General features: G+C 68.9%; 21 protein-coding genes. 15 read left to right on the top strand and 6 right to left on the bottom strand.

What is annotated here, in order from left to right; all coding sequences use genetic code 11:
• The first annotated feature begins 8 nt into the window (after positions 1-8).
• From pbN1_RS15100 to motD, 13 genes are all read left to right on the top strand, one after another.
• Positions 9-755: an SDR family NAD(P)-dependent oxidoreductase gene (locus tag pbN1_RS15100; protein WP_011236225.1), complete on the top strand. Its 747-nt coding sequence runs from the start codon at positions 9-11 to the stop codon at positions 753-755.
• A 66-nt stretch (positions 756-821) separates the two neighbouring features.
• On the top strand, positions 822-1,640 hold the full coding sequence (locus pbN1_RS15105) for an enoyl-CoA hydratase family protein (RefSeq protein ID WP_169203882.1): 819 nt from the start codon (positions 822-824) through the stop codon (positions 1,638-1,640).
• A gap of 324 nt (positions 1,641-1,964) precedes the next feature.
• The gene (locus pbN1_RS15110) at positions 1,965-2,726 is read left to right on the top strand and encodes an enoyl-CoA hydratase/isomerase family protein (RefSeq protein WP_169203881.1); all 762 of its coding nucleotides are present in this window, start codon (positions 1,965-1,967) and stop codon (positions 2,724-2,726) included.
• A 184-nt stretch (positions 2,727-2,910) separates the two neighbouring features.
• Complete coding sequence (locus pbN1_RS15115) at positions 2,911-3,651, top strand: TetR/AcrR family transcriptional regulator (RefSeq protein ID WP_169203880.1); 741 nt, start codon at positions 2,911-2,913, stop codon at positions 3,649-3,651.
• A 91-nt stretch (positions 3,652-3,742) separates the two neighbouring features.
• The gene (locus pbN1_RS15120) at positions 3,743-4,354 is read left to right on the top strand and encodes a pseudouridine synthase (protein ID WP_244856973.1); all 612 of its coding nucleotides are present in this window, start codon (positions 3,743-3,745) and stop codon (positions 4,352-4,354) included.
• Between the two features lie 34 nt (positions 4,355-4,388).
• Positions 4,389-4,847: a DUF192 domain-containing protein gene (locus pbN1_RS15125; protein WP_169120280.1), complete on the top strand. Its 459-nt coding sequence runs from the start codon at positions 4,389-4,391 to the stop codon at positions 4,845-4,847.
• 166 nt (positions 4,848-5,013) lie between these two features.
• Positions 5,014-6,153 carry a flagellar biosynthesis protein FlhB gene (gene flhB / locus pbN1_RS15130; RefSeq protein ID WP_169120282.1) on the top strand — a complete coding sequence of 380 codons (1,140 nt, stop codon included), beginning with the start codon at positions 5,014-5,016 and terminating at the stop codon, positions 6,151-6,153.
• Between the two features lie 32 nt (positions 6,154-6,185).
• Entirely contained in the window at positions 6,186-8,276 is a 2,091-nt protein-coding gene (gene flhA, locus pbN1_RS15135) for a flagellar biosynthesis protein FlhA (RefSeq protein WP_169203879.1), read from the top strand.
• 112 nt (positions 8,277-8,388) lie between these two features.
• A complete protein-coding gene (gene flhF, locus pbN1_RS15140) occupies positions 8,389-9,897 on the top strand; it encodes a flagellar biosynthesis GTPase FlhF (RefSeq protein WP_210147523.1) in 1,509 nt (502 codons plus the stop codon).
• Position 9,898: 1 nt separating this feature from the next.
• A complete protein-coding gene (locus tag pbN1_RS15145) occupies positions 9,899-10,705 on the top strand; it encodes a MinD/ParA family ATP-binding protein (protein ID WP_169203823.1) in 807 nt (268 codons plus the stop codon).
• A 116-nt stretch (positions 10,706-10,821) separates the two neighbouring features.
• The gene (locus tag pbN1_RS15150; protein ID WP_169203827.1) at positions 10,822-11,589 is read left to right on the top strand and encodes an RNA polymerase sigma factor FliA; all 768 of its coding nucleotides are present in this window, start codon (positions 10,822-10,824) and stop codon (positions 11,587-11,589) included.
• Between the two features lie 24 nt (positions 11,590-11,613).
• Positions 11,614-12,354 carry a flagellar motor protein gene (locus pbN1_RS15155; RefSeq protein ID WP_169119501.1) on the top strand — a complete coding sequence of 247 codons (741 nt, stop codon included), beginning with the start codon at positions 11,614-11,616 and terminating at the stop codon, positions 12,352-12,354.
• Positions 12,355-12,413: 59 nt separating this feature from the next.
• Positions 12,414-13,259, top strand: a complete 846-nt coding sequence (gene motD / locus pbN1_RS15160) for a flagellar motor protein MotD (protein WP_169203822.1) — start codon at positions 12,414-12,416, stop codon at positions 13,257-13,259.
• Between the two features lie 85 nt (positions 13,260-13,344).
• Here motD and parC read toward each other — a convergent pair whose 3' ends face one another.
• From parC to mutL, 6 genes are all read right to left on the bottom strand, one after another.
• Entirely contained in the window at positions 13,345-15,705 is a 2,361-nt protein-coding gene (parC, locus tag pbN1_RS15165; protein ID WP_169203821.1) for a DNA topoisomerase IV subunit A, read from the bottom strand.
• Positions 15,702-16,133 (bottom strand): type II toxin-antitoxin system tRNA(fMet)-specific endonuclease VapC, encoded by a 432-nt coding sequence (gene vapC, locus pbN1_RS15170; protein ID WP_211161522.1) that lies wholly within the window; start codon positions 16,131-16,133, stop codon positions 15,702-15,704. The genes parC and vapC overlap by 4 nt, the downstream gene beginning before the upstream one ends.
• 5 nt (positions 16,134-16,138) lie before the next feature.
• Positions 16,139-16,369, bottom strand: coding sequence for an antitoxin (locus pbN1_RS15175; protein WP_169203819.1), 231 nt, complete (start codon positions 16,367-16,369; stop codon positions 16,139-16,141).
• Between the two features lie 121 nt (positions 16,370-16,490).
• On the bottom strand, positions 16,491-17,306 hold the full coding sequence (locus pbN1_RS15180; RefSeq protein WP_169203818.1) for a TIGR01458 family HAD-type hydrolase: 816 nt from the start codon (positions 17,304-17,306) through the stop codon (positions 16,491-16,493).
• A 135-nt stretch (positions 17,307-17,441) separates the two neighbouring features.
• Positions 17,442-19,418 (bottom strand): DNA topoisomerase IV subunit B, encoded by a 1,977-nt coding sequence (locus tag pbN1_RS15185; RefSeq protein WP_169203817.1) that lies wholly within the window; start codon positions 19,416-19,418, stop codon positions 17,442-17,444.
• Between the two features lie 100 nt (positions 19,419-19,518).
• Positions 19,519-21,426: a DNA mismatch repair endonuclease MutL gene (gene mutL, locus pbN1_RS15190; RefSeq protein ID WP_169203816.1), complete on the bottom strand. Its 1,908-nt coding sequence runs from the start codon at positions 21,424-21,426 to the stop codon at positions 19,519-19,521.
• Positions 21,427-21,666: 240 nt separating this feature from the next.
• Here mutL and purN point away from each other — a divergent pair, with 240 nt between their 5' ends.
• The gene (purN, locus tag pbN1_RS15195; protein WP_169203815.1) at positions 21,667-22,350 is read left to right on the top strand and encodes a phosphoribosylglycinamide formyltransferase; all 684 of its coding nucleotides are present in this window, start codon (positions 21,667-21,669) and stop codon (positions 22,348-22,350) included.
• Positions 22,332-23,306: a DUF3108 domain-containing protein gene (locus pbN1_RS15200; RefSeq protein ID WP_210147524.1), complete on the top strand. Its 975-nt coding sequence runs from the start codon at positions 22,332-22,334 to the stop codon at positions 23,304-23,306. The genes purN and pbN1_RS15200 overlap by 19 nt, the downstream gene beginning before the upstream one ends.
• Positions 23,307-23,311 lie beyond the last annotated feature (5 nt).

Consider the following 23,311-nt stretch of genomic DNA (forward strand, 5'->3'; position numbering starts at 1 on the left):
AGAACAAAATGCGGCTTGACGGAAAAACGGCAGTAGTCACGGGCGGAGCATCGGGGATCGGTCTGGCGACCGCGGAAACGCTGGCGCGCGCCGGGGCTTATGTACTGATCGGCGACATCGACGAGCAGAAGGGCGCCGCTGTCGCCGGCGCGCTGTGCGAACAGCAGCTGGGCGTGGACTTCATCCGCCTCGACGTCACCGATCTCGATTCGATCGCCGCGTTCAAGGACGAGGCATACCGCCGCCGCCCCCAGATCGACATCGTCGCGAACGTCGCGGGGTGGGGCAAGATCCAGCCGTTCATGGAGAACACGCCGGACTTCTGGCGCAAGGTCATCGACCTCAACCTGCTCGGGCCGGTCGCGGTTTCGCACGCGTTTCTGCCGCAGATGATCGAGCGCGGCGCGGGCAAGATCGTCACCGTCGCGAGCGACGCGGGGCGCGTCGGCAGTCTCGGCGAAACCGTGTATTCCGGGGCGAAGGGCGGTGCGATCGCGTTCACCAAGTCGCTCGCTCGCGAAGTCGCGCGCTACAACATCAACGTCAATTGCGTCTGCCCGGGACCGACCGACACGCCGCTGCTGCAGGCGGTGCCGGAGAAGCACCGCGAGGCTTTCGTCAAGGCGACGCCGATGCGGCGCCTCGCCAAGCCGTCCGAACTTGCCGATGCGGTGCTGTTCTTCGCCAGCGATCGGGCGAGTTTCATCACCGGCCAGGTCATCAGCGTGAGCGGCGGTCTGACGCTCGCGGGCTGACCGGTTCTCTGCCCACCCGAACCCCAACTCCACCCTTTCCCAATAGTCAATCATCAGGAGAATTTCATGTACAAGCTGAAAGCTGCCGAGTGGCGTCCCGAGCACTTCAAGCTGGAAGTGGCCGATCGCGTCGCGACGATCACGCTGAACCGTCCCGAGCGCAAGAACCCGCTGACGTTCGAGAGCTACGCTGAACTGCGCGACACCTTCATCAAGCTGCAGTACGCCGAGGACGTGCGCGTCGTGGTGATCACCGGCGCCGGCGGCAACTTCTGCTCGGGCGGAGACGTGCATGACATCATCGGCCCGCTGACGAAGATGGACATGAGCGGGCTGCTCGCCTTCACCCGCATGACCGGCAACCTCGTCAAGGAAATGCGCAACTGCCCGCAGCCGATCATCTCGGCGGTCGATGGCATCTGCGCCGGCGCCGGCGCGATCATCTCCATGGCTTCCGACATGCGCTACGCGACGCCGGAAGCCAAGACCGCCTTCCTGTTCGTGCGCGTCGGGCTCGCCGGCTGCGACATGGGCGCGTGCAGCATCCTGCCGCGCATCATCGGCCACGGGCGCGCCTCCGAGCTGCTTTATACCGGCCGCTCGATGAGCGCCGAGGAAGGCCGTGCCTGGGGCTACTTCAACGACATCGTCCCGGCCGAGAAGGTGCTGGCGAAGGCTCAGGAGATGGCGCTGTCGCTCGCCAACGGCCCGGCGTTTGCGCATTCGATGACGAAGAAGTGCCTGCACCAGGAATGGAACCAGACGATCGAGCAGGCGCTCGAGACCGAGGCCGAAGCCCAGGCGATCTGCATGCAGACGAAGGATTTCGAACGCGCCTATAACGCGTTCGTGAACAAGCAGGTGCCGAAGTTCGAAGGCAACTGAGCCCGGAAACAGCAGCGCCCCGATGTCGGCACGGCGTCGGGGCGGGGAGGGGAAGACATGGCCGCGCGGCCATGGGGAGCCGGCGCCCGGCGGGTGTCGTCCCTTCGCCGCTGCAGGCCTTCGCCGGAACGTGGCTCCGGCGATCCGCTTTCGGGGGCATCGCATCGAACGGCTTGCGTGATACCACGCTGCTCATCTCCTCCGACGTCCGCAAACGCCGGCGATGCCTCCCTTTTATTCTTGACCGCGCCGTGCCGATTCCCCCTTCAGTGGGCGCCGTGGCGGCGTCGCAGGCCGGGAATCGGGTTCCATCGGGAGGGATTTATGATTTCGCTAACTATTGAAGCTTCGGTCGCGACCGTGACGCTGTGCCGGTCCCCGGTGAATGCGATCAACGAGGAATGGATCGAGCAGCTCGACCGCATCCTGGCCGAGGTCGAACGCACGCCACGCGTCAACGTGCTGTGGATCCGCAGCGGCGAGCGGGTGTTTTGCGCCGGTGCGGACCTGGAGCTGATCCGCTCGCTGTTCGACAGCGAGACCGGGCGCAGGCAGATGATTGCGATGACGCGCCGGATGCAGGAAGTATATGCGCGGCTCGAACGCCTGCCGCAGGTGTCGGTCGTCGAGATCGGCGGTGCGGCGATGGGCGGCGGGTTCGAGCTCGCGCTCGCGTGCGATCTGCGCGTCGTCGCCGACTCCGCCAGGATCGGCCTGCCCGAAGCGCGGCTGGGACTCCTGCCGGCGGCGGGCGGCACACAGCGCATGACGCGCATCTGCGGCGACGCGGTCGCAAGGCGGCTGATCCTCGGCGCCGAAGTGATCGGCGGCGCGGAAGCGGTGACACTCGGCTGTGCGCACTGGGTCGCGCCGGCTGCCGAGCTGGAATCGGTCACGCGGGCGGTGGTCGAACGCATTGCGGCGCTGCCGGGTACGGCGCTTGCCGAATGCAAGCGCTGCATCGACGTCGCGGTCGGCGCCGAGGAGGACGGATTCGAAGTGGAACTCGCCGGCAGCGCGGCGCTGCTCGCCGACGCCGAGACGCAGCGGCGCGTGCAGCAATTCCTCGACAAGCAGCGGCAGTAAATGGCCTATGCATGACGGTGCCGCTGCCGGCGGGCACTGCGGGATGCGGCTCCGGCAGCGCTACCGGGCCGGGCCAGCATGACGGCGGGCGCGGAAAGTCGCACGCACTGGTGGCACAATACGACGTCCAGCGCGATTCCGGCGCCGGCCAGCGGCAGCAACAGAACATCCCCGAGGAACGATCATGAGTTCAGCAGAAAACGTCAAGAGCGTGGTTTCCGACCCGAAACTGGTCGAGGAGCGCCGTCACCAGATCATCCGTGCGGCGACGAAGCTTTTTTCCGAAGAAGGCTACTATACGACGACCATTCTGCAGATCGCCCGCGAGGCCAAGGTGAGCACCGGGCTGATCTACCAGTATTTCGGCGACAAGGACGACATCCTGTTCCTGACGCTGAAGCACGTGCTCGACACTTACGAGAACGAGATTCCGCGCCAGCTCGAAGGCCTGACACACCCGGTCGAGCGCCTGTGCCGGGCGATCTGGGCGTATTGCGCGATCGTCGACGCGCAGCGCGACGCGACGGTGCTCGCCTACCGCTCGACGAAGTCGTTGCGTCCCGATCGGCGGGGCCTCGTCAAGGATGGCGAAACCCGCACCAACCGCCTGATCGAGAAGTCGATCCGCGCGTGCACCACGGGCGGCTTCATGCGCCCGATCAACGAACATCTGCTTTCTTATCAATGTGTCACGTTCGCGCATTCATGGGCACTGAAGTACTGGGCGTTCCGCGAACGGTACACGCTCGCCGAATACGTCGACGAAGGCATCCAGCTGCTGGTCGAACCTTTCCTCACGACCAAGGGCAAGACGGCGCTGGCGCGAATCCGGCAGAGCGCGGCGGAGGCGGCGGGCGAACATTCCGCCCCCGATGCTGCGGCCACGGCCACGGCCACGGCTGGCGCCAAATCGTCCAGCGACTGAACGCGGTGGCGCACGCCGGGGCCGCTGCCCGGCCGTGGCTGCCGAGGCGATGCGCGACGCGCCGGGAGCGGCCGGCGGAGGCGGCGATCCCATGTCCCGCCTGATCCTCCTCAACAAGCCGTACGGCGTGATCTGCCAGTTTTCCGGCGACGGCGCGCACGTCACGCTCAAGGACTTCGTCCCCGTGCCCGGCGTCTATCCCGCCGGGCGGCTCGACACCGACAGCGAGGGCCTGTTGCTGCTCACCGACGACGGCGCACTGCAGCACCGCATCGCCGACCCGCGCCACAAGCTGCCGAAAACCTACCTGGTGCAGGTCGAGGGCGAGCCCGACGACGCGGCGCTGGCCGCGCTGCGGGCTGGGCTCGATCTGGGGGACTTCGTCACCCGTCCGTGCCGCGCACGCCGCGTCGACGAGCCGGACTGGCTGTGGCCGCGCGATCCGCCGGTGAGGTTCCGCAAGAACGTGCCGACCTCGTGGCTCGAGATCGTCCTGCACGAGGGGAAGAACCGCCAGGTACGGCGGATGACAGCGAAAGCCGGTTTTCCGACGCTGCGGCTGATCCGGCTGGCGATCGGCGACTGGTCGCTGGCCGGGCTCGCTCCCGGCCAGTGGCACAGCGAGCAGGTGGAAAGCCCGACAATGTCCGTTGCGAAGCCATTCGCGGGCGTGGACGGACGGCGCAGGGGCGGTCGAGGGTAGAATTCCGCGTCGAAATCGCACCCAGGCTGCTGCCATGTTCCTGCAACGTCGTTCCGTCCGTCACGCCGCGCTGTTTCTCGCCAGCTGTCTGCTCCAGGTTCCGGTCGTGCAGGCCGGCTTGCCGCTCGTCGAACTGGGGGCGGGGATGTACCGCATCGAGGCGGAACTCGCGCACACTGACGAGGCCCGCCAGATCGGCCTGATGAACAGGCCTGCGATGCCGGTGCACCGCGGCATGATCTTCGTCTTCGCGCACGACGCCCGCCACTGCATGTGGATGAAGAACACGCTGATCCCGCTGTCGGTCGCGTTTCTCGACCGCGACGGACGCATCCTCAACATCGAGCAGATGCAGCCGCAAAGCGAGGACAGCCACTGTGCTACCGGCCCGGCACGCTTCGCGCTGGAAATGAACCGGGACTGGTTTGCGGAACGCAATATCGCCGCCGGCGCCCAGATCCGCGGCGTCGACCGGCTCCCCACGGCGCGCTGAGCGGCGCGAGCCGTCCCCGTTTCGCCTTCCGACTCCTGAATTAAGGGCTTTTCCCGTCGCTTATCGGCCACCGCCAGCTGCCGCCCCGCCGCGATAATTGCCGCAGCTCGTCGTCCGCCCGCATCGCGCGGGCGGCTTGCGGCGCGGTGCAGGCAAGGAGCCGGCGATGGCCGAGGACAGCGATCTCGAGAAAACGGAACAGGCATCGGCACGGCGGCTGGAACAGGCCCGTGAGGAAGGGCAGGTTCCGCAGTCGCGCGAGCTGTCGACCTTCCTCGTCCTGATCACCGGCGTCAGCGGCCTGTGGCTGATGGGCGACTGGATCGGCGAGCGCGTGCTCGGCATGCTGCGCCACGGCTTCCGCTTCGAGCGCGCGGTCGCCTTCGACCCGCAGCTGATGCTGAAGGACTTCGGCGACCTGTTCACGCAAGCCTTGCTGACGATGCTGCCGCTGTTCGGCGTGCTGATGGTGGCCGCGGTCGGCGCGCCGATCCTGCTCGGCGGTTTCGTGTTCTCGCCGAAGGCGCTCGGGCTCAAGCTCGACCGCATGGATCCGCTCAAGGGCATCGGCCGGATGTTTTCGCTGCACGGGTTCGCCGAAATGCTGAAGTCGCTGCTCAAGGCGGCGGTCGTCGGCGGCATCGGTGTTTTCGCGGTGTGGCGCGAGCACGAGCACATCTTCGCGCTGACCTCCGAGGCGGTGGAGAGCGCGGTGCCGGATTTTCTGCAGGCGGTGCTGTTTTCTGCGCTGCTGATCATCATGGGACTCGCGCTGCTGGCGCTGATCGACGTGCCGTTCCAGCTGTGGCAATACCACAAGCGCCTGCGCATGACGAAGGAAGAGGTCAAGCGCGAGGGCAAGGAGCAGGAAGGCGACCCCCACGTCAAGGGCCGCATCCGGAGCATGCAGCGCGAGATGGCGCGCCGGCGGATGATGGCCGAAGTGCCGAAGGCCGACGTCGTCGTGACGAACCCGACGCATTTCTCGGTCGCGCTGAAATACGACGCGCAGAAGATGGGCGCGCCGGTCGTCGTCGCGAAAGGGCGTGGCGAGATCGCGCTGAAGATCCGCGAGCTCGCGAAGGAGCACAAGGTGCCGCTGCTCGAGGCGCCGCCGCTCGCGCGCGCGCTGTACAAGCACTGCGAACTCGAGCAGGCGGTGCCGGGCGCGCTCTACACCGCGGTGGCCGAAGTCATGGCCTACGTGTACCAGCTCAACCGCTGGATGGCCGGCGGCGGCCTGCCGCCCGCCGTGCCGGGCAAGCTGCCGGTGCCCGAAGACATGGACCCGGGCGCACCGGCCTGATGCGCCGCTCCCCGACTCTCTTGAGGTAGGCAATGTTCGAAGCCCTGAACCTGCGCGCGCTGATGACGCCGGCGAACCTGCGGATGCTCGGCGCGCCGGTCTTCATCATCATGGTGCTGTCGATGATGGTGCTGCCGCTGCCGGCGTTCGCGCTCGACGTGTTCTTCACGTTCAATATCGCGATCTCGGTGATGGTGATGCTGGTGGCGATGTACACGAAGAAGCCGCTGGAGTTCTCGGTGTTCCCGACCGTGCTGCTGGTGACCACACTCTTGCGCCTCGCGCTGAACGTCGCCTCGACGCGCATCGTGCTGCTCGAAGGCCACACCGGTCCGGATGCCGCGGGCAAGGTCATCGAGGCCTTCGGCCATTTCCTCGTCGGCGGCAATACCGCGATCGGCCTGGTCGTGTTCGTGATCCTCGTGCTGATCAACTTCGTCGTCGTCACGAAGGGCGCCGGGCGGATCGCGGAAGTGAGCGCGCGCTTCACGCTCGATGCGATGCCCGGCAAGCAGATGGCGATCGACGCCGACCTCAACGCCGGCCTCGTCGACGAGGCCGAGGCGAAGCGCCGCCGCAAGGAGGTCGCGCAGGAATCCGAGTTCTACGGCGCGATGGACGGTGCGTCGAAGTTCGTGCGCGGCGACGCCGTCGCCGGCATCCTGATCCTGCTGATCAACGTTCTGGGCGGGCTGATGGTCGGGATCGTGCAGCACGGCATGGAAGCCGGCGTGGCGATCGAGACCTACACGCTGCTGACGATCGGCGACGGCCTCGTTGCGCAGATCCCGGCGCTGATCATCTCGGTTGCCGCCGGCATGGTCGTGTCGCGGGTCGGCGATGAGTCCGACATCGGCAACCTCGTCATCGCGCAGGTGTTCTCGAACCCGCAGGTGCTGATGCTGACTGCCGGCATCATCGGCGTGCTCGGCCTGATTCCGGGGATGCCGAACCTTGTGTTTATCCTGATCGCCGGCCTGCTCGGCTGGCTCGCGTGGCGCCGCATGGGCGACGCCCGGCGCGACGCGGCCGAGGGCGCACGCACCGCGCCCGAAGCCGCCGCCATCGAACCGCCGGCCGAGAACCTCGAGGCGAGCTGGAATGACGTTGCGCCGGTCGATGTGCTGGGTCTCGAAGTCGGCTACCGCCTGATCCCGATGGTCGACAAGGGGCAGGACGGCGAACTGCTGAAGCGCATTCGCGGCCTGCGCAAAAAGTTCGCGCAGGACGTCGGCTTCCTGTCCGCGCCGGTGCATATCCGCGACAACCTCGAACTCAAGCCGAACGCTTATCGCATCGCGCTGAAGGGCGTCGAGATCGGCCACGGCGAGGCCTATCCCGGACAGTTCCTCGCGATCAACCCGGGGCGCGTCACCGGGCCGCTCGCCGGGCGCGAGACGCGCGACCCGGCGTTCGACCTGCCCGCGTTCTGGATCGACCCCGGCCAGCGCGAGCAGGCGCACGCGCTCGGCTACACGGTCGTCGACGCGAGCACGGTCGTCGCGACCCACCTGAACCACCTGATCCTCAATCACGCCGCCGAACTGCTCGGACGCCAGGAAACCCAGGCGCTGCTCGACCACATCGGCAAGAACACGCCGAAGCTCGTCGAGGACCTCGTGCCGGCGCTGCTGTCGGTGTCCACGGTGCAGCGGGTGCTGCAGAATCTCCTCGAAGAGGGCGTCAATATCCGCGACATGCGCACGATCATCGAGATCCTTGCGGAGAATGCGCCGCGCACGCAGGACCCGCTGGAGCTCACGTCGCGCGTGCGCCAGGGCCTCGGCCGCTCGATCCTGCAGAGCCTGTTCCCCGGCAACGCCGAGATCCAGGTGATGGCGCTCGATCCGTCGCTCGAGCGCATCCTCGGCCAGGCGGTCGGCGCCGGCGGCGTCATCGAGCCGAGCCTCGCCGACGGCCTGTTGCGCCACGCCGCGGAAGTCGCGCAACGCCAGGAGGACATCGGGCTGCCGCCGGTGCTGCTGGTGCCGCCGCAACTGCGCTGGCTGCTGTCGCGCTTCCTGCGCCGCGCGGTGCCTTCGCTCAAGGTCATCGCGAATTCCGAGGTGCCCGAGACGCGCACGATCCGCGTCACCGCGATGGTCGGCGGCGCGGCGCGCTGACGCATGCCCGAATAGGCGGGGGAAACCGCTTTTATTCCACCCTATCGGGGCTCGCGGCGCCGACGATAATCGGAACCATCCTGCGCCGAGTGCGTAGCCGGGGGACACTCAAATGAACGTGAAGCGCTATTTTGCCCAGACCGCCCGCGAGGCACTGCGTGCACTCAAGGCCGAACTCGGCGCCGACGCGATCGTGCTGGCGAACCGTCCGGTCGAAGGCGGCGTCGAGATCCTCGCGCTGCCGGCCGACGCGGTCGGTGCACTGCAGAGCGCGACACGTCCGGCGCCCCCGGCCCCCGCCGCTCCGATCGCGGCCGCCCCCGCCCGGGCCCCGTTCCCGGCTTCGCTGCCCGATATCGACGACGATTTTCACGTCAGCCTGTCCGGCCAGCGGCCAGCGCCCGCGAGCCCGCCCGCGGCGCGCAAGGCCCCGGCGCCGGTCGTCAGGCCGTTCCAGCCGCCGCGAGTCGAAACGCCCGACTACATGATGCGCACGCCGGCAATGCCGCGGGGCGCGGATCCGCTCGGGGACGACTGGTACGCGCCCGAGTCCCCTGCGCACGCCGTGCCTGCCGAACTGCCGCCGGCTCGCGCCGCAATGGAAGCACATCCCGTCGCGGCGGCTCCGGGCGCCGCGCATTGCGCCCCACCGCCCGCCGACGACGGGCGCATCCGCGACCTGCAGCAGGCGAATGCGCGGCTGATGGACGAGCTGACCGGCATCCGCGAACTGATCGAGCGCCAGCTCTCCGGCTTCGCATGGGGCGAAGCGCGGCGCAACGCGCCGGCGCGTGCCGACATCGTCGGCGAACTGCTCGAAGCCGGTTTTTCCGGCCCTCTGGCGCGCCGGCTTGCCGGCGCCGTCGCCGATGACGCCAGCACCGAGAACGCACGGGTTGCGGTCAGGAATGCGTTGGGCCGCGAACTGCGCGTCAAGTCGTCGGATGCCGACATCATCGACCGGGGCGGCGTCTACGCGCTGGTCGGGCCGACCGGTGTCGGCAAGACGACGACGACCGCAAAGCTCGCCGCGCGCTGCGTCGTCCGCCACGGCGCCGAAAAGCTCGCACTGATCACGACCGACGGTTACCGGATCGGTGCACAGGAGCAGTTGCGCATCTACGGGCGGATTCTCGGCGTGCCGGTGTTCTCGGTGCGCGACGCCGCCGACTTGCGCCAGACGCTTGCCGAGCTGCGCGGCAAGCACATGGTGCTGATCGACACGATGGGCATGAGCCAGCGCGACCGCATGGTCGCCGAACAGGCGGCGATGCTGATGGGCGCCGGCAACGTGCGCCGGCTGCTGCTGCTGAACGCGACGTGCCGCGGCGACACGCTCGCCGACGTCGTGCGTGCCTATCGCGGCCCGGATCTCGCCGGCTGCGTGCTGACCAAGGTCGATGAGGCGGCATCGCTCGCGCCGGCGGTCGATGTCGCAGTCAGCAACGAACTGGACGTTTTCTACGTCGCCAACGGCCAGCGCGTGCCGGAGGACCTCCACCTGCCGAATCGCGCCTACCTGCTGCATCGCGCGCTGCGCGAGCAGGCAGCCGGTTCGCCATGGAAGCTGGAGGGCGACGAGGCGGCGCTGATGCTCGCCGCATCGGGCCGGGGGGCGTGACATGATCGACACGCGCGAGGACCAGGCGGCCGGACTGCGCCGGCTTTTCCGGCGGGCGCCGCCGACCGTGGTCGCGCTGTATGCGACCGGGGCGCATCGCGCCGCGGCGGCGATCCACGTCGCCCATCGCGTCGCGGGTCGGAGCAGCCGGGTGCTGCTGCTCGACGAGGCTGCCGGGCAGGAATCGCTCGCCGCCCCGCTCGGGCTGGCCGACGGCCCCGACCTGCTGGGTGTGCTTGGCGGGCGCATCGGCGCGCGCGAGCTGCTGCAGCCGGTGGCGGGGCTGTTGGGCCGCGTCCCGGTGTCGGCCGCGGCGCTCGCACTGCCGTTGCTCGACGAGGAGCGCCGCCAGTGTCTCGTCGGCGCGTTGCACAGCCTGCATCGCCACGCCGGCTTCGTGCTGATTCACGCGAGCTGCGCATCGGCAGGCGATCCGTCGCCGTTCGTCTTCGCCGCGCCACGCCGGCTCGTCGTCGCCGAAGCAAGCCACAGCGGCGCGACCGAGGCATACCGCACGATCAAGCATCTCGCCGCCGCCGGAGCCGGGGCGCTGCATGTGGCCGTCTCGCGCGCGCGTCATCGCGACGACGCGAGCGCGTTTTTTGCGAGTCTGAACGCCCTGGTGCGGCGCCACGTCGGCGTGCCGCTGGCGTGGCTCGGCGAGGTCGAGCGCGACGACATCGCCGCGGGCTTGACGGCCGACGCGCAGCGCGCGTGCGCGTCCGAGGGCGAGGCCGCGTTCCTGCGCCGCCTCGCGCTGTCCGCACGCCGGCCGGGCGCGACGGCGCAGGCGGACCGGCGACCATGATCGGACTGACTTATCCGCGCGGCAAGGCGCAACCCGCCGCCGGACCATGGCAGTCCGACGAAAAGCAGGAAACTCCGGCGCCGCGGTCGGGAGCCCGGAAAATACAGGCGAAATGGATGTACGACCCCGAAGGAAATCTCGACAAGAGCCAGCTGGTGGAGACTTATGCCCCGCTGGTCAAGCGCCTCGCTTACCACCTGATGGCGAAGCTGCCGGCGAGCGTGCACATCGATGACGTCATCCAGAACGGCATGATCGGGTTGCTCGACGCGATCAACCGCTACGAGGATGGCCTCGGCGCGCAGTTCGAGACCTACGCGGTGCAGCGTGTGCGCGGAGCGATGCTCGACGGGCTGCGCGACAACGACTGGCTGCCGCGCAGCATCCGCCGCGACATGCGGCGCATCGAAGGCGCGATCCACAGCCTCGAGCAGCGCCACGGCCGCCAGCCGACCGAAGTCGAGCTCGCCGAGTCGCTCGAAATGCCGCTCGCCGAATACCAGCGCATGCTGCAGGACGCGCGCGGCTACCAGCTGGTGCACTTCGAGGATTTCGCCGGCGACGAAGGCGAGGACTACTTCGAGCGCCACCTCGGCGAGCACGCATCGAATCCGCTCGACCTGCTCGAAGCGTCGGACATGCGCAGCGCGCTGGTGCAGGCGATCGAGAACCTGCCCGAACGCGAAAAGCTGATGATGGCGCTGTATTACGACGAGGAGCTCAACCTGCGCGAGATCGGCGAAGTGTTCGGCGTGTCCGAGTCGCGCGTGTGCCAGTTGCACAGCCAGGCTGTCGCGCGGCTGCGGGCGCGCATCCTCGGTGCTGGCGAGGCCGGCGGCGCGCGCCGCGGCCGACCGCGAAAGACCCCTCCGGCCGCGGCCTGAACGGGCTTCCACCGACTCTCCGGCATGGACAAGACCAGTCTCATCGGCATCACGCTCGGAATCGCCGCGATCCTGTCGGGACAGGTGCTCGAGGGCGGCCATATTTCCTCGCTGGTGCAGCCGACCGCGTTCCTGATCGTCGTCGGCGGCACGCTCGGCGCGGTGATGCTGCAGAGCCCGCTGCCGGTATTCCGCAATGGCATGCGGATGGCGAAATGGGTGTTCGTGCCGCCGTCCTCGAACCACACCGACCTCATCGCGCAGACCACCGACTGGAGCCACATCGCGCGCAAGGAAGGCCTGCTCGCGCTCGAAGAGCGCCTCGACACGCTGCCCGATCCGTTCGTGCGCAAGGGGCTGCAACTGCTCATCGATGGCGTCGAGCCACAGCACCTGCGCGACGTGCTCGAAGTCGAAATCGATGCGTGGAGCGCGCAGATGCGGCTCGGCGCGAAGATCTGGGAATCGGCCGGGGGCTACGCGCCGACGATCGGCATTCTCGGCGCGGTCATGGGCCTGATCCACGTGATGGAAAACCTCTCCGATCCGTCGCGGCTCGGCTCGGGCATCGCGGTCGCGTTCGTCGCGACGATCTACGGCGTCGGCTTCGCGAACCTGATTTTCCTGCCGATCTCGAAGAAGCTGCTGGCGCATGTTGCGAGCGGCGTCTCGCAGCGCGAGATGCTGGTGGACGGACTCGTCGGCATCGCCAGCGGCGACAACCCGCGCATCATCGAGAGCCGCATGCAGGGCTATGTGAGCTGAAGCCGGTGATGGGATTCCTCCTGCCGCGCGCCGCTCGGCCCTAGCCGCAAGCCTCGCCCATGTCGCGTCGCCGCCCCCCTGACGAAGACTACGAGAATCACGAGCGCTGGCTCGTCTCCTACGCGGACTTCATCACGCTGCTGTTCGCATTCTTCGTCGTCATGTATTCGCTGTCATCGGTCAACGAGGGCAAGTATCGGGTCCTGTCCGATTCCCTCGTCAGCGCTTTTCGCAGCGGTGCAATCAGCCCGGCCGGCGGGCGGATCATCGCTGCGTCGATCCCCGCGGCGCCGTCGCCGCCGGTGGTGCGCCCCGTCCGCGAGCCGGCAGCCGAGGCCCGGCGCGAAGCCGAAATGAAGCGCATCAACAGCATGGCGGACGAAATACGCCGCGTGCTCCAGCCGCTCACCGCAGGCGGACAGGTCAGCGTTGCCGAAGGCGTGCATGGAATCACTGTCGAGATCAACGCCAGCGTGCTGTTCGCGCCCGGTGACGCGACGCTCGGCGCGTCGGCGGTCGCGGTGCTGCAAGCCGTCGCGCAGGTGCTCGCCGGCGCGGACTTCCCGATCACCGTCCAGGGCCACACCGACAGCGTGCCGATTGGCACCGGACGCTTCCCGTCGAACTGGGAGCTGTCGTCAGTGCGCGCGTCGTCGGTCGTGCGCCTGTTCATCGACGCCGGTGTGCGCGGCGACCGCCTCACCGCCGCCGGCTATGCCGACCAGCGGCCGCTCACCGACAATGCGAACGAAGAAGGCCGGGCGCGCAACCGGCGGGTCACGATCCTGATCGAGTCGATGCTCGGCGACCCCGTGCCGCGCAGCCCCGGACGAATCCGGGCCGGCGATCCGATCCGGTCGATCATGCCGGAGGGGACGGAGGCCCGCGCCGAGCCGGCGCAGTAAACGGGGCTCGCCGAACGCGCGTGAGCGGGCCGGGCGACGTTTTGCCCGACGCGCCGCACCGCGCCACGCTTGCGCCGGACTGCGTTCAGCGCAGCGCGGTCGGCTTGATCCTGATCGCCAGCGGCGAGCCCTTGCGCGCGCGGCGGTGGACCAGCGTCGCGAGCTGCGCCGGCTTCAGGTCGACGCTCGTCGCCTTGTTGCCGCGGCCGATGCCTTCGACTTTCAGCACCGCGGCATCGGCCGGCGCCGCGACTGCGACCATCGATTCGCCCTCGTCGAGCGCCATGACGATGACGCCCCGGCCGCCGGCCTGCACTTTCATCTCGCTGCGCGGGAACACCAGCAGGCGGCCGTTCTCCGAGACCGCGGCGATGCGCTCGCCGAGGACGCGCGCCGGCGCCAGTACTTTTTCGCCTTTCTCGACAGTCATGAACGCCTTGCCGGCGCGCTGGCGGCTCGTCGCCTCCAGGAGCGTGCAGATGAAACTATAGCCGCCGGAGTTGGCGAACATCCAGGCCGACTCGGGCTCGGCGGAGACGACCTGCGCGAGCTTGGCGCCGTTCTGGAAGTCGACCAGCGTCGCGATCGGCACGCCGTCACCGCGCCCGCCCGGCAGCTCGGCGACGCGCACCGTGTAGGCGCGGCCGTGTGTGTCGAGGACGACGAGCGGCCACGTGCTGCGCGTCTCGACGACCGCGAACGCGAAGTCGCCCGCCTTGTACGTGACGGCCGCGGCGTCGATGCCGTGGCCCTGGCGCGCGCGCACCCAGCCGTTCTTCGACACGAGCACCGTCACCGGCTCGTCGGGCACGCTGATCTCGGCGGGCGCGACGGCGGCGACGCTCTCGATCAGCGTGCGCCGCTCGTCGCCGTATTTCTTCGCGTCGTCGGTGATCTCCTTGAGGATCAGCTTCGTCATCGCCGCGCGGCTGTCGAGCAGGTGCTGCAGCTTCTCGCGTTCTTCCTTGAGTTCGGCGAGCTCCTTCTCGATGCGGAAGCCTTCGAGGCGCGCGAGCTGGCGCAGGCGGATCTCGAGGATGTCCTCAGCCTGGATCTCGGACAGGCCGAACGCTTCGATCAGCGCCGGCTTCGGCTCGTCGGATTCGCGAATCACGCGGATCACGTCCTCGATGTGCAGGAACGCGATCATGCGGCCTTCGAGGATGTGCAGGCGCCGGGCGACCTCGTCGAGGCGGTGACGCGTGCGCCGCTCGACGGTGACGTAGCGGAAGTCGATCCATTCGCGCAGGATCTGCACGAGGTTCTTCTGCTGCGGCCGGCCGCCATTCACAGGGCCATGGCCGATCATCGTCATGTTCACCGACACCGAGCTTTCGAGGCTCGTGTGCGCGAGCAGCACCGCCATGAACTCGTCGCGGCTCTGGCGCGATGAGCGCGGCTCCAGCACGATGCGCACCGGCGACTTGTCGCTCGACTCGTCGCGCACCGTCTCGAGCACGCCGAGCACGAGTTGCTTGAGGTTCTTCTGCTCCTGGCTGACGTCCTTCTTGCCGCCGCGCGGCTGAGGGTTCGTCAGCGCTTCGATCTCGGCGAGCACGCCGGCGGCCGACACGCCGTGCGGCAATTGTTCGACGATGACGCGCCACTGGCCGCGCGCGAGTTCCTCGACGCGCCAGCGCGCGCGCATCCTCAGGCTGCCGCGCCCGGACGCGTAGGCGTCGCGGATCGCGTCGGGCGACGAGATGAGCTGGCCGCCGCCGGGGAAATCCGGACCGGGCAACAGCGGCAGGACGTCGTCGAGCCCGGCGTCCGGATTGCGGATCAAGTGGCAGACGGCTTCCGCGACTTCGCGCAGGTTGTGCGGCGGAATTTCGGTCGCCATGCCGACGGCGATGCCCGAGGCGCCGTTCAGCAGCACGAAGGGCAGGCGCGCGGGCAAGAGCTGCGGCTCTTCGAACGCGCCGTCGTAGTTCGGGATGAAATCGACCGTGCCGCGGTCGATCTCGGCGAGCAGGAGCTCGGCGATCGGCGTCAGCCGGCATTCCGTATAGCGCATCGCTGCCGCCGAGTCGCCGTCGCGTGAGCCGAAGTTGCCCTGGCCGTCGACGAGCGGATAGCGCAGCGAGAAGTCCTGCGCGACGCGCACCATCGCGTCATAGACGCTGGTGTCGCCGTGCGGGTGGTACTTGCCGATGACGTCGCCGACGACGCGCGCCGACTTGACGTGCTTCGACGCCGCCGACAGGCGCATCTCGTTCATCGCGTACAGGATGCGCCGCTGCACCGGCTTCATGCCGTCCTCGACCTGCGGCAGCGCGCGTGACTTGACGACGCTCATCGCGTACGCGAGGTAGGCGCGCTCGGCGTAGCGGTCGAGCGCGAGCGTGCCGTCGTCGGGAGGCAAAGCGTCGTTGCCGGCGGAAGCGGGCGGAGAGGGCGGCGCCGGCGGAGGGCTGCTGAAAAGGTCCAGGGATTCGGTAGTCATGGAGCGGTGAAGTAAGAGGCAGGGGATTCCATCAGGCGCTGGTCGGCCCAGTTTTCCAGGCGCAGGCCATCAACCCGTTCGAATTCGCGCATGTTGTTGGTGACCAGTGTGCAGTCAAGCGCAAGCGCATGCGCGGCGATCTGGGTGTCGAGCGCGCCGATCGGGGTGCCGCGTCGCATCAGTTGCGTGCGCAGTTCGGCATAGCGCCAGATTGCCTTGTCGTCAAAGGGGGCCACTTCCAGCGGCAGCAGGAAGGTTTCCAGCGCCGCGCGGTTGCGGGCCGAAGCGCTTTTCGTTACGCCATACGCGAGCTCCGCGGCGGTGATGACCGATACGCCGATGTCGCCGATCGGGTGCGCATCGAAGCGGGCGCGCACGTGGGCCGGGCGATGATTGATGAGGTAGATGCAGAGGTTGGTATCGAGCATGTACCTCACGGCAACAGCGCCTCGCGTTCCGCTTGTTCCGGCGCGTCGCGCTCGATCGTGAACCCTGGCTCGAAGGCCTCCAGCGCCCCGAACAGCGTACCCCAGCCGTGGCGCGGCAGCAGCACGACCGCGTCGCCGACGCGCTTGATGAACACTTCGTCACCCTCGAAGCGGAACTCCTTGGGCAGGCGTACCGCCTGGCTGCGGCCGTTGGTGAAAAGCTTGGCGGTATCCATGGCGGCTCCAAAATCAGGGAATCGATCGCCAGTATATATCATTGCCCCGGGACGTTCACTCACCTGGCTGCCGCGCGGCAGGGGGTCTGCCCCCCGCGCGCGTCGCTGCAGTGAGGCGCAGTCAGTCGAGCGCGAGCAGCCGATCGACCGCGCCGGCGAAGTCGTCCGCGATGCAGTCGGGGCGGATTGCCGGGTCGGCGTCGTCGCCGGGGCGGAACTTGCCGGTGCGCACGAGGATCGCCGGAATGCCTGCGGCAAGCGCGGCGCCGATGTCGTCGTGCAGGTCGTCGCCGATCACGACCGCCTCGGCGGGCGCGACGCCCAGTTCCGCGAGCGCGGTGTGGAAGAAGCTTGCGGCCGGCTTGCCGACGATCTCGGCCGGCACGCCGCTGCTGAACTCGAGGCCGGTGACGAAGGCGCCCATGTCGAGCGAAAGGCCGTCTTCCTCCATGAAGTAGCGGTTCTTCGCCATCGCGATGAAGTGGCCTCCGGCCATCAGCAGGCGGAACGCGGCGTTCAACTGCGCGTAGTCGAGGTATGGTCCCATGTCGCCCATCACGACGGCATCGGGTGCCGGGGCGCTCGGGCCCATCTCCTCCGCGAGGTCCGGGTGGACCACGTAGAGCGGCTTCAGGCCGCGCTGCCTGACGAGCTGCTGCGCGGCATGGGCGGCGGTCTGGATCTCGTCCTCGGCGACGTCGAAGCCCATCCGGCGCAGCTTCGCGACGATCGTGCGGCGTGGCGAACGCGTCGTGTTGGTGAGAAAGCGCAGTGGCAGCGCCGCCTGCCGCAGTCGCGCGAGTGCGGCGACCGAACCCTCGATGGCCTGGTCGCCGACGTGCAGCACGCCGGCCAGGTCGATCAGCAGCGCCCTGGGGCGGCGCGCGAGGCGGGGGGTGGCGGCGGATACGGGTTGTGACGAGGGTTGTGACGACATGGCATTCGGGTGTCGGACTCGTTGCCGGGACCGTGCAGGAACGTCCCGCCGGCAACCGGGCGGCGCCCTTTCGGTGCCTTCTTTATAGGCGGTTTGCTGCGTTGCGGAAAGGTTGCCCGCGTCGCGCGGACCGCGTCAGATGTCCGCCTCGACGCTGTCGCCCTTCTCCTCCATCCACGCGCGCCGACCGGACGCTTCGCCCTTGCCCATCAGCAGCGTGAACATGCGCTTCGTCTCGTCGAGCGCGTCGGCGCGCACCTGCACCGGCAGCACGCGCCGCGTCGCCGGGTCCATCGTCGTCTCGCGCAACTGGTCGGGGTTCATCTCGCCCAGGCCCTTGAAGCGCCCGACTTCGATCGCGTCCGGCTTGAAGCCTTCCTTCTCGAGGCGGTCGCGGATCGCCGCGAGTTCGCCGTCGTCGAGCGCATAGAGGCGGCGCGCCGGGCGCTTCTTGCCCTGCGCGGGCACATCGACGCGGTACAGCGGCGGCTGGGCGACGTAGATGTGGCCGCGCGTGATGAGCTCCGGGAAATGGCGGAAGAACAGCGTCAAGAGCAGCGTCTGGATGTGCGCGCCGTCGACGTCGGCGTCGGACATGATGACAACCTTGCCGTAGCGCAGGCCGGCGAGGTCCGGCGCGCTGCCGGCGGCATGCGCATCGACGCCGAGCGCGACCGCGATGTCGTGGATCTCGGCGTTCGCGAGCAGGCGGTCGGGATCGATCTCCCACGAGTTCTGCACCTTGCCGCGCAGCGGCAGGATCGCCTGGGTTTCCTTGTTGCGCGCCATCTTTGCCGAGCCGCCGGCCGAGTCGCCCTCGACGAGGAAAAGTTCGTTGTCAGCAAGGTCCTCGGATTCGCAATCGGAGAGCTTGCCCGGCAGCACCGCGACGCCGGAGGTCTTTCTCTTCTCGACTTTCTGCGCGCTCTTCTGCCGCGCGAGCGCCTGCCGGATCGACAATTCCGCGATCGCACGGCCGGCTTCGACGTGGTTGTTGAGCCAGATCTCGAACGGGTCGCGGATCATCGACGACACGAGCTTCACCGCCTCGCGCGAGTTCAATTTTTCCTTCACCTGGCCCTGGAACTGCGGGTCCAGCAGCCGCGCCGACAGCACGAAGCTCATCCGGCCGCAGACGTCCTCCTGCTGCAGCTTGACGCCGCGCGGCAAGAGCGCGTGGTGCTCGATGAAGCTCTTCACCGCGTCGAACACGCCCGCGCGCAGGCCGCTCTCGTGCGTGCCGCCGGCGACCGTCGGGATCAGGTTGACGAAGGATTCGCTCGGCACCGTGTGCTCGAACCACGCCAGCGCCCAGGCCGCGCCTTCGCCGGGCGCGTAGGCGGGGTCGTCCTTGCCGGCGTACTTTTCGCCGGTATAGAGCGGCGCGACCGCCTCGATGTCGCCGGCCTGCTCGCGCAGATAGCCGGCCAGGCCTTCGGGGTAGGACCAGGTCTTCGTCAGCGCTGCGCCGCCCGCCTGCTCGATGTCGAGCCGTACCGACACGCCCGGCAGCAGCACCGCTTTCGAGCGCAGCAGGCGCTCGAGCTCGCCCTGCGGCACGCGCGGGGCCTCGAAATACTTGCCGTCCGGCCACACGCGAACGCGCGTGCCGCTTTGCCGGCCGCAATCGCCTAGAACCGCGATCGCGCTGACCTTCTCGCCGCCCTCACTGAACTCGATGCGGTGGATCTTGCCGTCGCGCCTGACCTCGACTTCGACGCGCGTCGACAGCGCGTTCGTCACCGCGACGCCGACGCCGTGCAGGCCGCCGGAAAACGCGTACGCACCGTTGCCGTCGCGCTTGTCGAACTTGCCGCCGGCGTGCAGGCGCGTGAAGGCGAGCACGACGACCGGCACGCGTTCCTCGGGATGCAGGCCGACCGGGATGCCGCGGCCGTCGTCGGCGACGCTGAGCGAGCCGTCGAGGTGCAGCGTCACGTGGATCTTCTTCGCGAAGCCGCCGAGTGCCTCGTCGGCGGCGTTGTCGATGACTTCCTGGATGATGTGGGCGGGCGAGTCGGTGCGGGTGTACATCCCGGGGCGCTCGCGCACGGGTTCGAGCCCCTTGAGGACGCGAAACGAGGATTCGTCGTAGTGCTGCTTGCCTGTCATGAGTGTGTGATCTGCGCTTCGTGGCCGCACGGCGAAAGGCCGGGGGGTGCAAGGATACTCGTTGAACGGGGATCGGGCATGCGGCAGCGAGCCGCGCGGCTCATTGCCCGCGCATGAAGAAGCGGTCGAGCTCGCCCATCGTCAGCTGCGTCCACGTCGGCCGGCCGTGGTTGCACTGGTCGGCGCGCTCGGTGGCTTCCATGTCGCGCAAGAGTGCATTCATCTCCGGAATCGTCAGGCTGCGGTGCGCCCGCACCGCGCCGTGGCACGCCATCGTCGCGAGCAGCTCGTTGCGTCGTGCGGTGACGACTTCGGAGGCCGGGAATTCGCGCAGTTCCTCGAGGAGCTTCCTCAGCAGCTCTGCGATCGGCGCGGACGCGAGCAGCGCCGGCACGCTGCGCACCGCGAGTTCGGCCGGGCCGACGGGTGCGACTTCGAAGCCCATGCGGGCGAGGACTTCGGCGCACTCTTCGGCGGCCGCCATGTCCTTCGCGCTGACCGACAGCACAGCCGGGATCAAGAGGCGCTGCACCGCGGGGCGGCCGTCGAGCACGGTCTTGAGCTTCTCGTAGAGGATGCGCTCGTGCGCGGCGTGCATGTCGACGAGGACCAGGCCGGCGACGTTCTGCGCGAGGATGTAGATGCCGTGGAGCTGCGCGATCGCGTAGCCGAGCGGTGCGCCTGTGGCATCCGCCGGGATGTGGGCTTCGGCCAGGCCGGCCGCGCCCGGCAGGCGGCCTGCGGACGGGGCGAAGGCGGTCGGGCGGAATCCGCTGGCGTCGGGCGGGGACGAGGCGCTTTCGGCCGTCGGCCGGGCGCTCGCGGCGAAGTCGTAATAGCTGCGGCTCGCCGATTCCATCGCGAGACGGCCCTGCACCGGTGGCGGAGCGTGGCCGCCGGCGGCCACGTAGCGAAGCGGATTCGCGGCGCGCGCCGGCGCGGGGGAATCGGTCCGGCCCGCTTCCGTCGCAGCCTTGGCCGCATTGGCATCACCGCCCGCGATCCCGATGCCGGCGCCGGACTCGGCGAGGCTGCGCGTCAGCGCATGGAACACGAACTGGTGGACCGCCCGCGCCTCGCGGAAGCGCACCTCGATTTTCGCCGGATGCACGTTGACGTCGACGCCGGCGGGGTCGAGCTCGAGGAACAGCACGTAAGCCGGATGGCGGCTGCCGTGCAGGATGTCGGCGTAGGCCTGGCGCACCGCGTGCGTCAGCAGCTTGTCGCGCACGAAGCGGCCGTTGACGAACAGATACTGCGCGTCGCGGCTCGTGCGCGAATACGCCGGCAGCGCGGCGAAGCCGGCGAGGCGTAGCGGCCCGGCGTCGGCATCGAGGGTGCGCGCGTGGTGCAGGAAGTCGTCGCCCATCAGCGCCGCGACGCGCCGCAGCGGGTCCCCTGCGGGCAGACGATGGACGACGCGGCCGTTGTGCGCGAGCTGCAGGCCGATGTCGGGGCGCGCGAGCGCAATGCGGCGGAACACCTCGTCGCAGTGCGCATATTCGGTTGCCTCGGACTTCAGGAACTTGCGTCGCGCCGGCGTGCTGTAGAAGAGCTCGGCGACGTCGACGACCGTGCCCTGGTTCAGCGCGGCCGGCGCGACATTGCGGTCGGTGCCGTCGATGCGCCACGCGTGCGCGCTGCCTTCGGCGCGGCTCGTCAGCGTCAAGCGCGCGACGGCCGCGATCGCCGCCAGCGCCTCGCCGCGGAAGCCCATCGTGCCGACCTGTTCGAGATCGTCGAGCGTCGCGATCTTGCTCGTCGCGTGGCGTTCGAGCGCCAGCGCGAGATCGTCGCGCGCAATGCCGCAGCCGTCGTCGGCCACCCGGATGCGGCGCACGCCGCCCTGTTCGAGCTGCACGTCGATCGCGCGCGCGCCGGCGTCGAGCGCGTTCTCGAGCACTTCCTTCAGGACGGACGCGGGCCGCTCGACGACCTCGCCGGCAGCGATCTGGTTGACGAGGACATCGGCGAGCGGTCGGATGGCGGCGGGGCGATGGGGGGACATGCGGGCAGCGGGAAGCTCGGAGAGCGACGATTATACGAGCCCGCGCGCCTGCATCGGCAGCTGGCGCCGGGGACACCCATTTGCCCCGCCGGCCTGAAGCTTCGGCGCCCTTCCGGTATCATGCCGGCGAAGCTTCGGCCGCATCATCCCGGCCTGCTCCGCGGCGCTGCAGGGCATGGGCCGCCGTTTTTCCCGCCGGCGCGTTAAGGCGCGCCCGATTCAAACCTCAAGAATCCACCTATGAAGTCGATCGTCATTCTCGTTTCCGGCCGTGGCAGCAACATGGAAGCCATCGTGCGCGCCGCCATCCCCGGAGCGGCCATCAGCGCGGTGATCAGCAACCGGCCGGACGCGAAGGGGCTGGAGTTCGCCGCTTCCCGCGGCATCGCGACGGCCGTCGTCGATCACAAGGCGTTCGCGACGCGCGAAGCGTTCGACAAGGCGCTGGCCGAAGCGATCGACGTCCACCGCCCGGACCTGGTCGTCCTCGCCGGTTTCATGCGCGTGCTGAGCGACGATTTCGTGCGGCATTACGAAGGTCGTCTGCTCAACATCCATCCGTCGCTGCTGCCGGCGTTCCCGGGCCTGCACACCCATCGCCGTGCGCTCGAGGCGGGCATCCGGATCCATGGCGCGACGGTGCACTTCGTCACCGCGGCGCTCGATTGCGGCCCGGTGGTCATCCAGGCGGCCGTGCCGGTGTTGTCCAGCGACGACGAAGAAGCCCTCGCGGCGCGGGTGCTGGCGCAGGAACACCGCATCTATCCGCAGGCGGTGCGCTGGTTCGTCGAGGGCCGCCTGTCGCTTTCCCCCGAGGGCAGGGTGTCGGTGCAGGGTGAGGCGCGGCCCGACGCCGGCTGGACCGTCCCCGCGCTCGAAGCGGCGCCGATAAGCGTGAGCGGAGCATGCGGCACCGGCTCCTGATCGCCGCGATCGGCGTACCCCTGTGGGTCCATGCCGCGCTGGCCGGGGCGGCGGACAGCCTCGTCGCGCCGACGCAGCCCGCCGTCCGGCTGCAGCTGGTGGCCGCGCCTTCCGCGCCGGCGCCCCGGCAGCTTGCCGCCGCACCGCAGGCCGATCCACGCAAACCCGGTGTCGCCGCGTGGCCCGCGCAGGGCAGCATTCGCTATCGGGTGATGTACGGCGAGGGCGGCTTCGAGGTCGGCGAGGCGCTGCACGACTGGACGCACGACGACAAGCGCTACCGGATGACGGTCAGCCTCAAGACCACTGGCGTCATGGATCTGCTGCGCTCGCTGCAGTACGAGCAGCGCAGCGAGGGGCGAATCGGGCCGAAGGGGCTCGTTCCCGAGCATTTCCGCGTCGAGCAGTCGAGCAAGAAGCCCGAGACGGCGGAGTTCGACTGGAACACCGGGCAGGTCACGATGCGACGCGGCAGCCGCACTCGTATCGCGCCCGTCGAGCGCGGCGACCAAGACCTGTTGAGCCTGTGGCACCAGATTGGCATGACCGACGCCGCCGCCCTGCCGGATGAACTCAAGGTCGTCAGCGGCAAGTCGGCGACGCCCTCGGTGCTCGAGCGGGTCGGCGCCGAACGGCTGGTGCTGCCGATCGGCGGTCTCGACACGCAACGCCTGCGCGCCCGCGCGCTGAGCGGGAAACTCTCGATCGACGTATGGCTGGCGCGGGAATACGGCACGTTGCCGGTGCGCATCCGCATCACCGACGACAAGGGCGACGTGCTCGATCAACAGGCGGTGGAGGTACGCCTGGCGCCGGCGGGCAAGGCCGCCGCGAAGCTTGTTGACACCGGGGATGGCAAAGGCGCCTCGCCCGGGCCGGTCGGCGCGCGCGCCGCGGCGCAAGAAAAGATCGAATTGCGGGCGGACGATCGCGCCGCCGCATCCAACCACGAGTGAGAACC

This window comes from Aromatoleum bremense (assembly GCF_017894365.1).
GTDB classification, from domain to species: domain Bacteria; phylum Pseudomonadota; class Gammaproteobacteria; order Burkholderiales; family Rhodocyclaceae; genus Aromatoleum; species Aromatoleum bremense.

Excerpts from the sequence above, each read along its gene's own strand:
- flhF (WP_210147523.1), top strand. The coding sequence starts at position 8,389 with ATGAACGTGAAGCGCTATTTTGCCCAGACCGCCCGCGAGGCACTGCGT.
- purN (WP_169203815.1), top strand. The coding sequence starts at position 21,667 with ATGAAGTCGATCGTCATTCTCGTTTCCGGCCGTGGCAGCAACATGGAA.
- pbN1_RS15180 (WP_169203818.1), bottom strand. The coding sequence starts at position 17,306 with ATGTCGTCACAACCCTCGTCACAACCCGTATCCGCCGCCACCCCCCGC.
- pbN1_RS15115 (WP_169203880.1), top strand. The coding sequence starts at position 2,911 with ATGAGTTCAGCAGAAAACGTCAAGAGCGTGGTTTCCGACCCGAAACTG.
- pbN1_RS15105 (WP_169203882.1), top strand. The coding sequence starts at position 822 with ATGTACAAGCTGAAAGCTGCCGAGTGGCGTCCCGAGCACTTCAAGCTG.
- vapC (WP_211161522.1), bottom strand. The coding sequence starts at position 16,133 with ATGCTCGATACCAACCTCTGCATCTACCTCATCAATCATCGCCCGGCC.
- pbN1_RS15100 (WP_011236225.1), top strand. The coding sequence starts at position 9 with ATGCGGCTTGACGGAAAAACGGCAGTAGTCACGGGCGGAGCATCGGGG.
- pbN1_RS15145 (WP_169203823.1), top strand. The coding sequence starts at position 9,899 with ATGATCGACACGCGCGAGGACCAGGCGGCCGGACTGCGCCGGCTTTTC.
- pbN1_RS15155 (WP_169119501.1), top strand. The coding sequence starts at position 11,614 with ATGGACAAGACCAGTCTCATCGGCATCACGCTCGGAATCGCCGCGATC.
- parC (WP_169203821.1), bottom strand. The coding sequence starts at position 15,705 with ATGACTACCGAATCCCTGGACCTTTTCAGCAGCCCTCCGCCGGCGCCG.
- pbN1_RS15150 (WP_169203827.1), top strand. The coding sequence starts at position 10,822 with ATGTACGACCCCGAAGGAAATCTCGACAAGAGCCAGCTGGTGGAGACT.
- mutL (WP_169203816.1), bottom strand. The coding sequence starts at position 21,426 with ATGTCCCCCCATCGCCCCGCCGCCATCCGACCGCTCGCCGATGTCCTC.
- flhB (WP_169120282.1), top strand. The coding sequence starts at position 5,014 with ATGGCCGAGGACAGCGATCTCGAGAAAACGGAACAGGCATCGGCACGG.
- pbN1_RS15120 (WP_244856973.1), top strand. The coding sequence starts at position 3,743 with ATGTCCCGCCTGATCCTCCTCAACAAGCCGTACGGCGTGATCTGCCAG.
- motD (WP_169203822.1), top strand. The coding sequence starts at position 12,414 with ATGTCGCGTCGCCGCCCCCCTGACGAAGACTACGAGAATCACGAGCGC.
- pbN1_RS15110 (WP_169203881.1), top strand. The coding sequence starts at position 1,965 with ATGATTTCGCTAACTATTGAAGCTTCGGTCGCGACCGTGACGCTGTGC.
- flhA (WP_169203879.1), top strand. The coding sequence starts at position 6,186 with ATGTTCGAAGCCCTGAACCTGCGCGCGCTGATGACGCCGGCGAACCTG.
- pbN1_RS15185 (WP_169203817.1), bottom strand. The coding sequence starts at position 19,418 with ATGACAGGCAAGCAGCACTACGACGAATCCTCGTTTCGCGTCCTCAAG.
- pbN1_RS15175 (WP_169203819.1), bottom strand. The coding sequence starts at position 16,369 with ATGGATACCGCCAAGCTTTTCACCAACGGCCGCAGCCAGGCGGTACGC.
- pbN1_RS15200 (WP_210147524.1), top strand. The coding sequence starts at position 22,332 with ATGCGGCACCGGCTCCTGATCGCCGCGATCGGCGTACCCCTGTGGGTC.
- pbN1_RS15125 (WP_169120280.1), top strand. The coding sequence starts at position 4,389 with ATGTTCCTGCAACGTCGTTCCGTCCGTCACGCCGCGCTGTTTCTCGCC.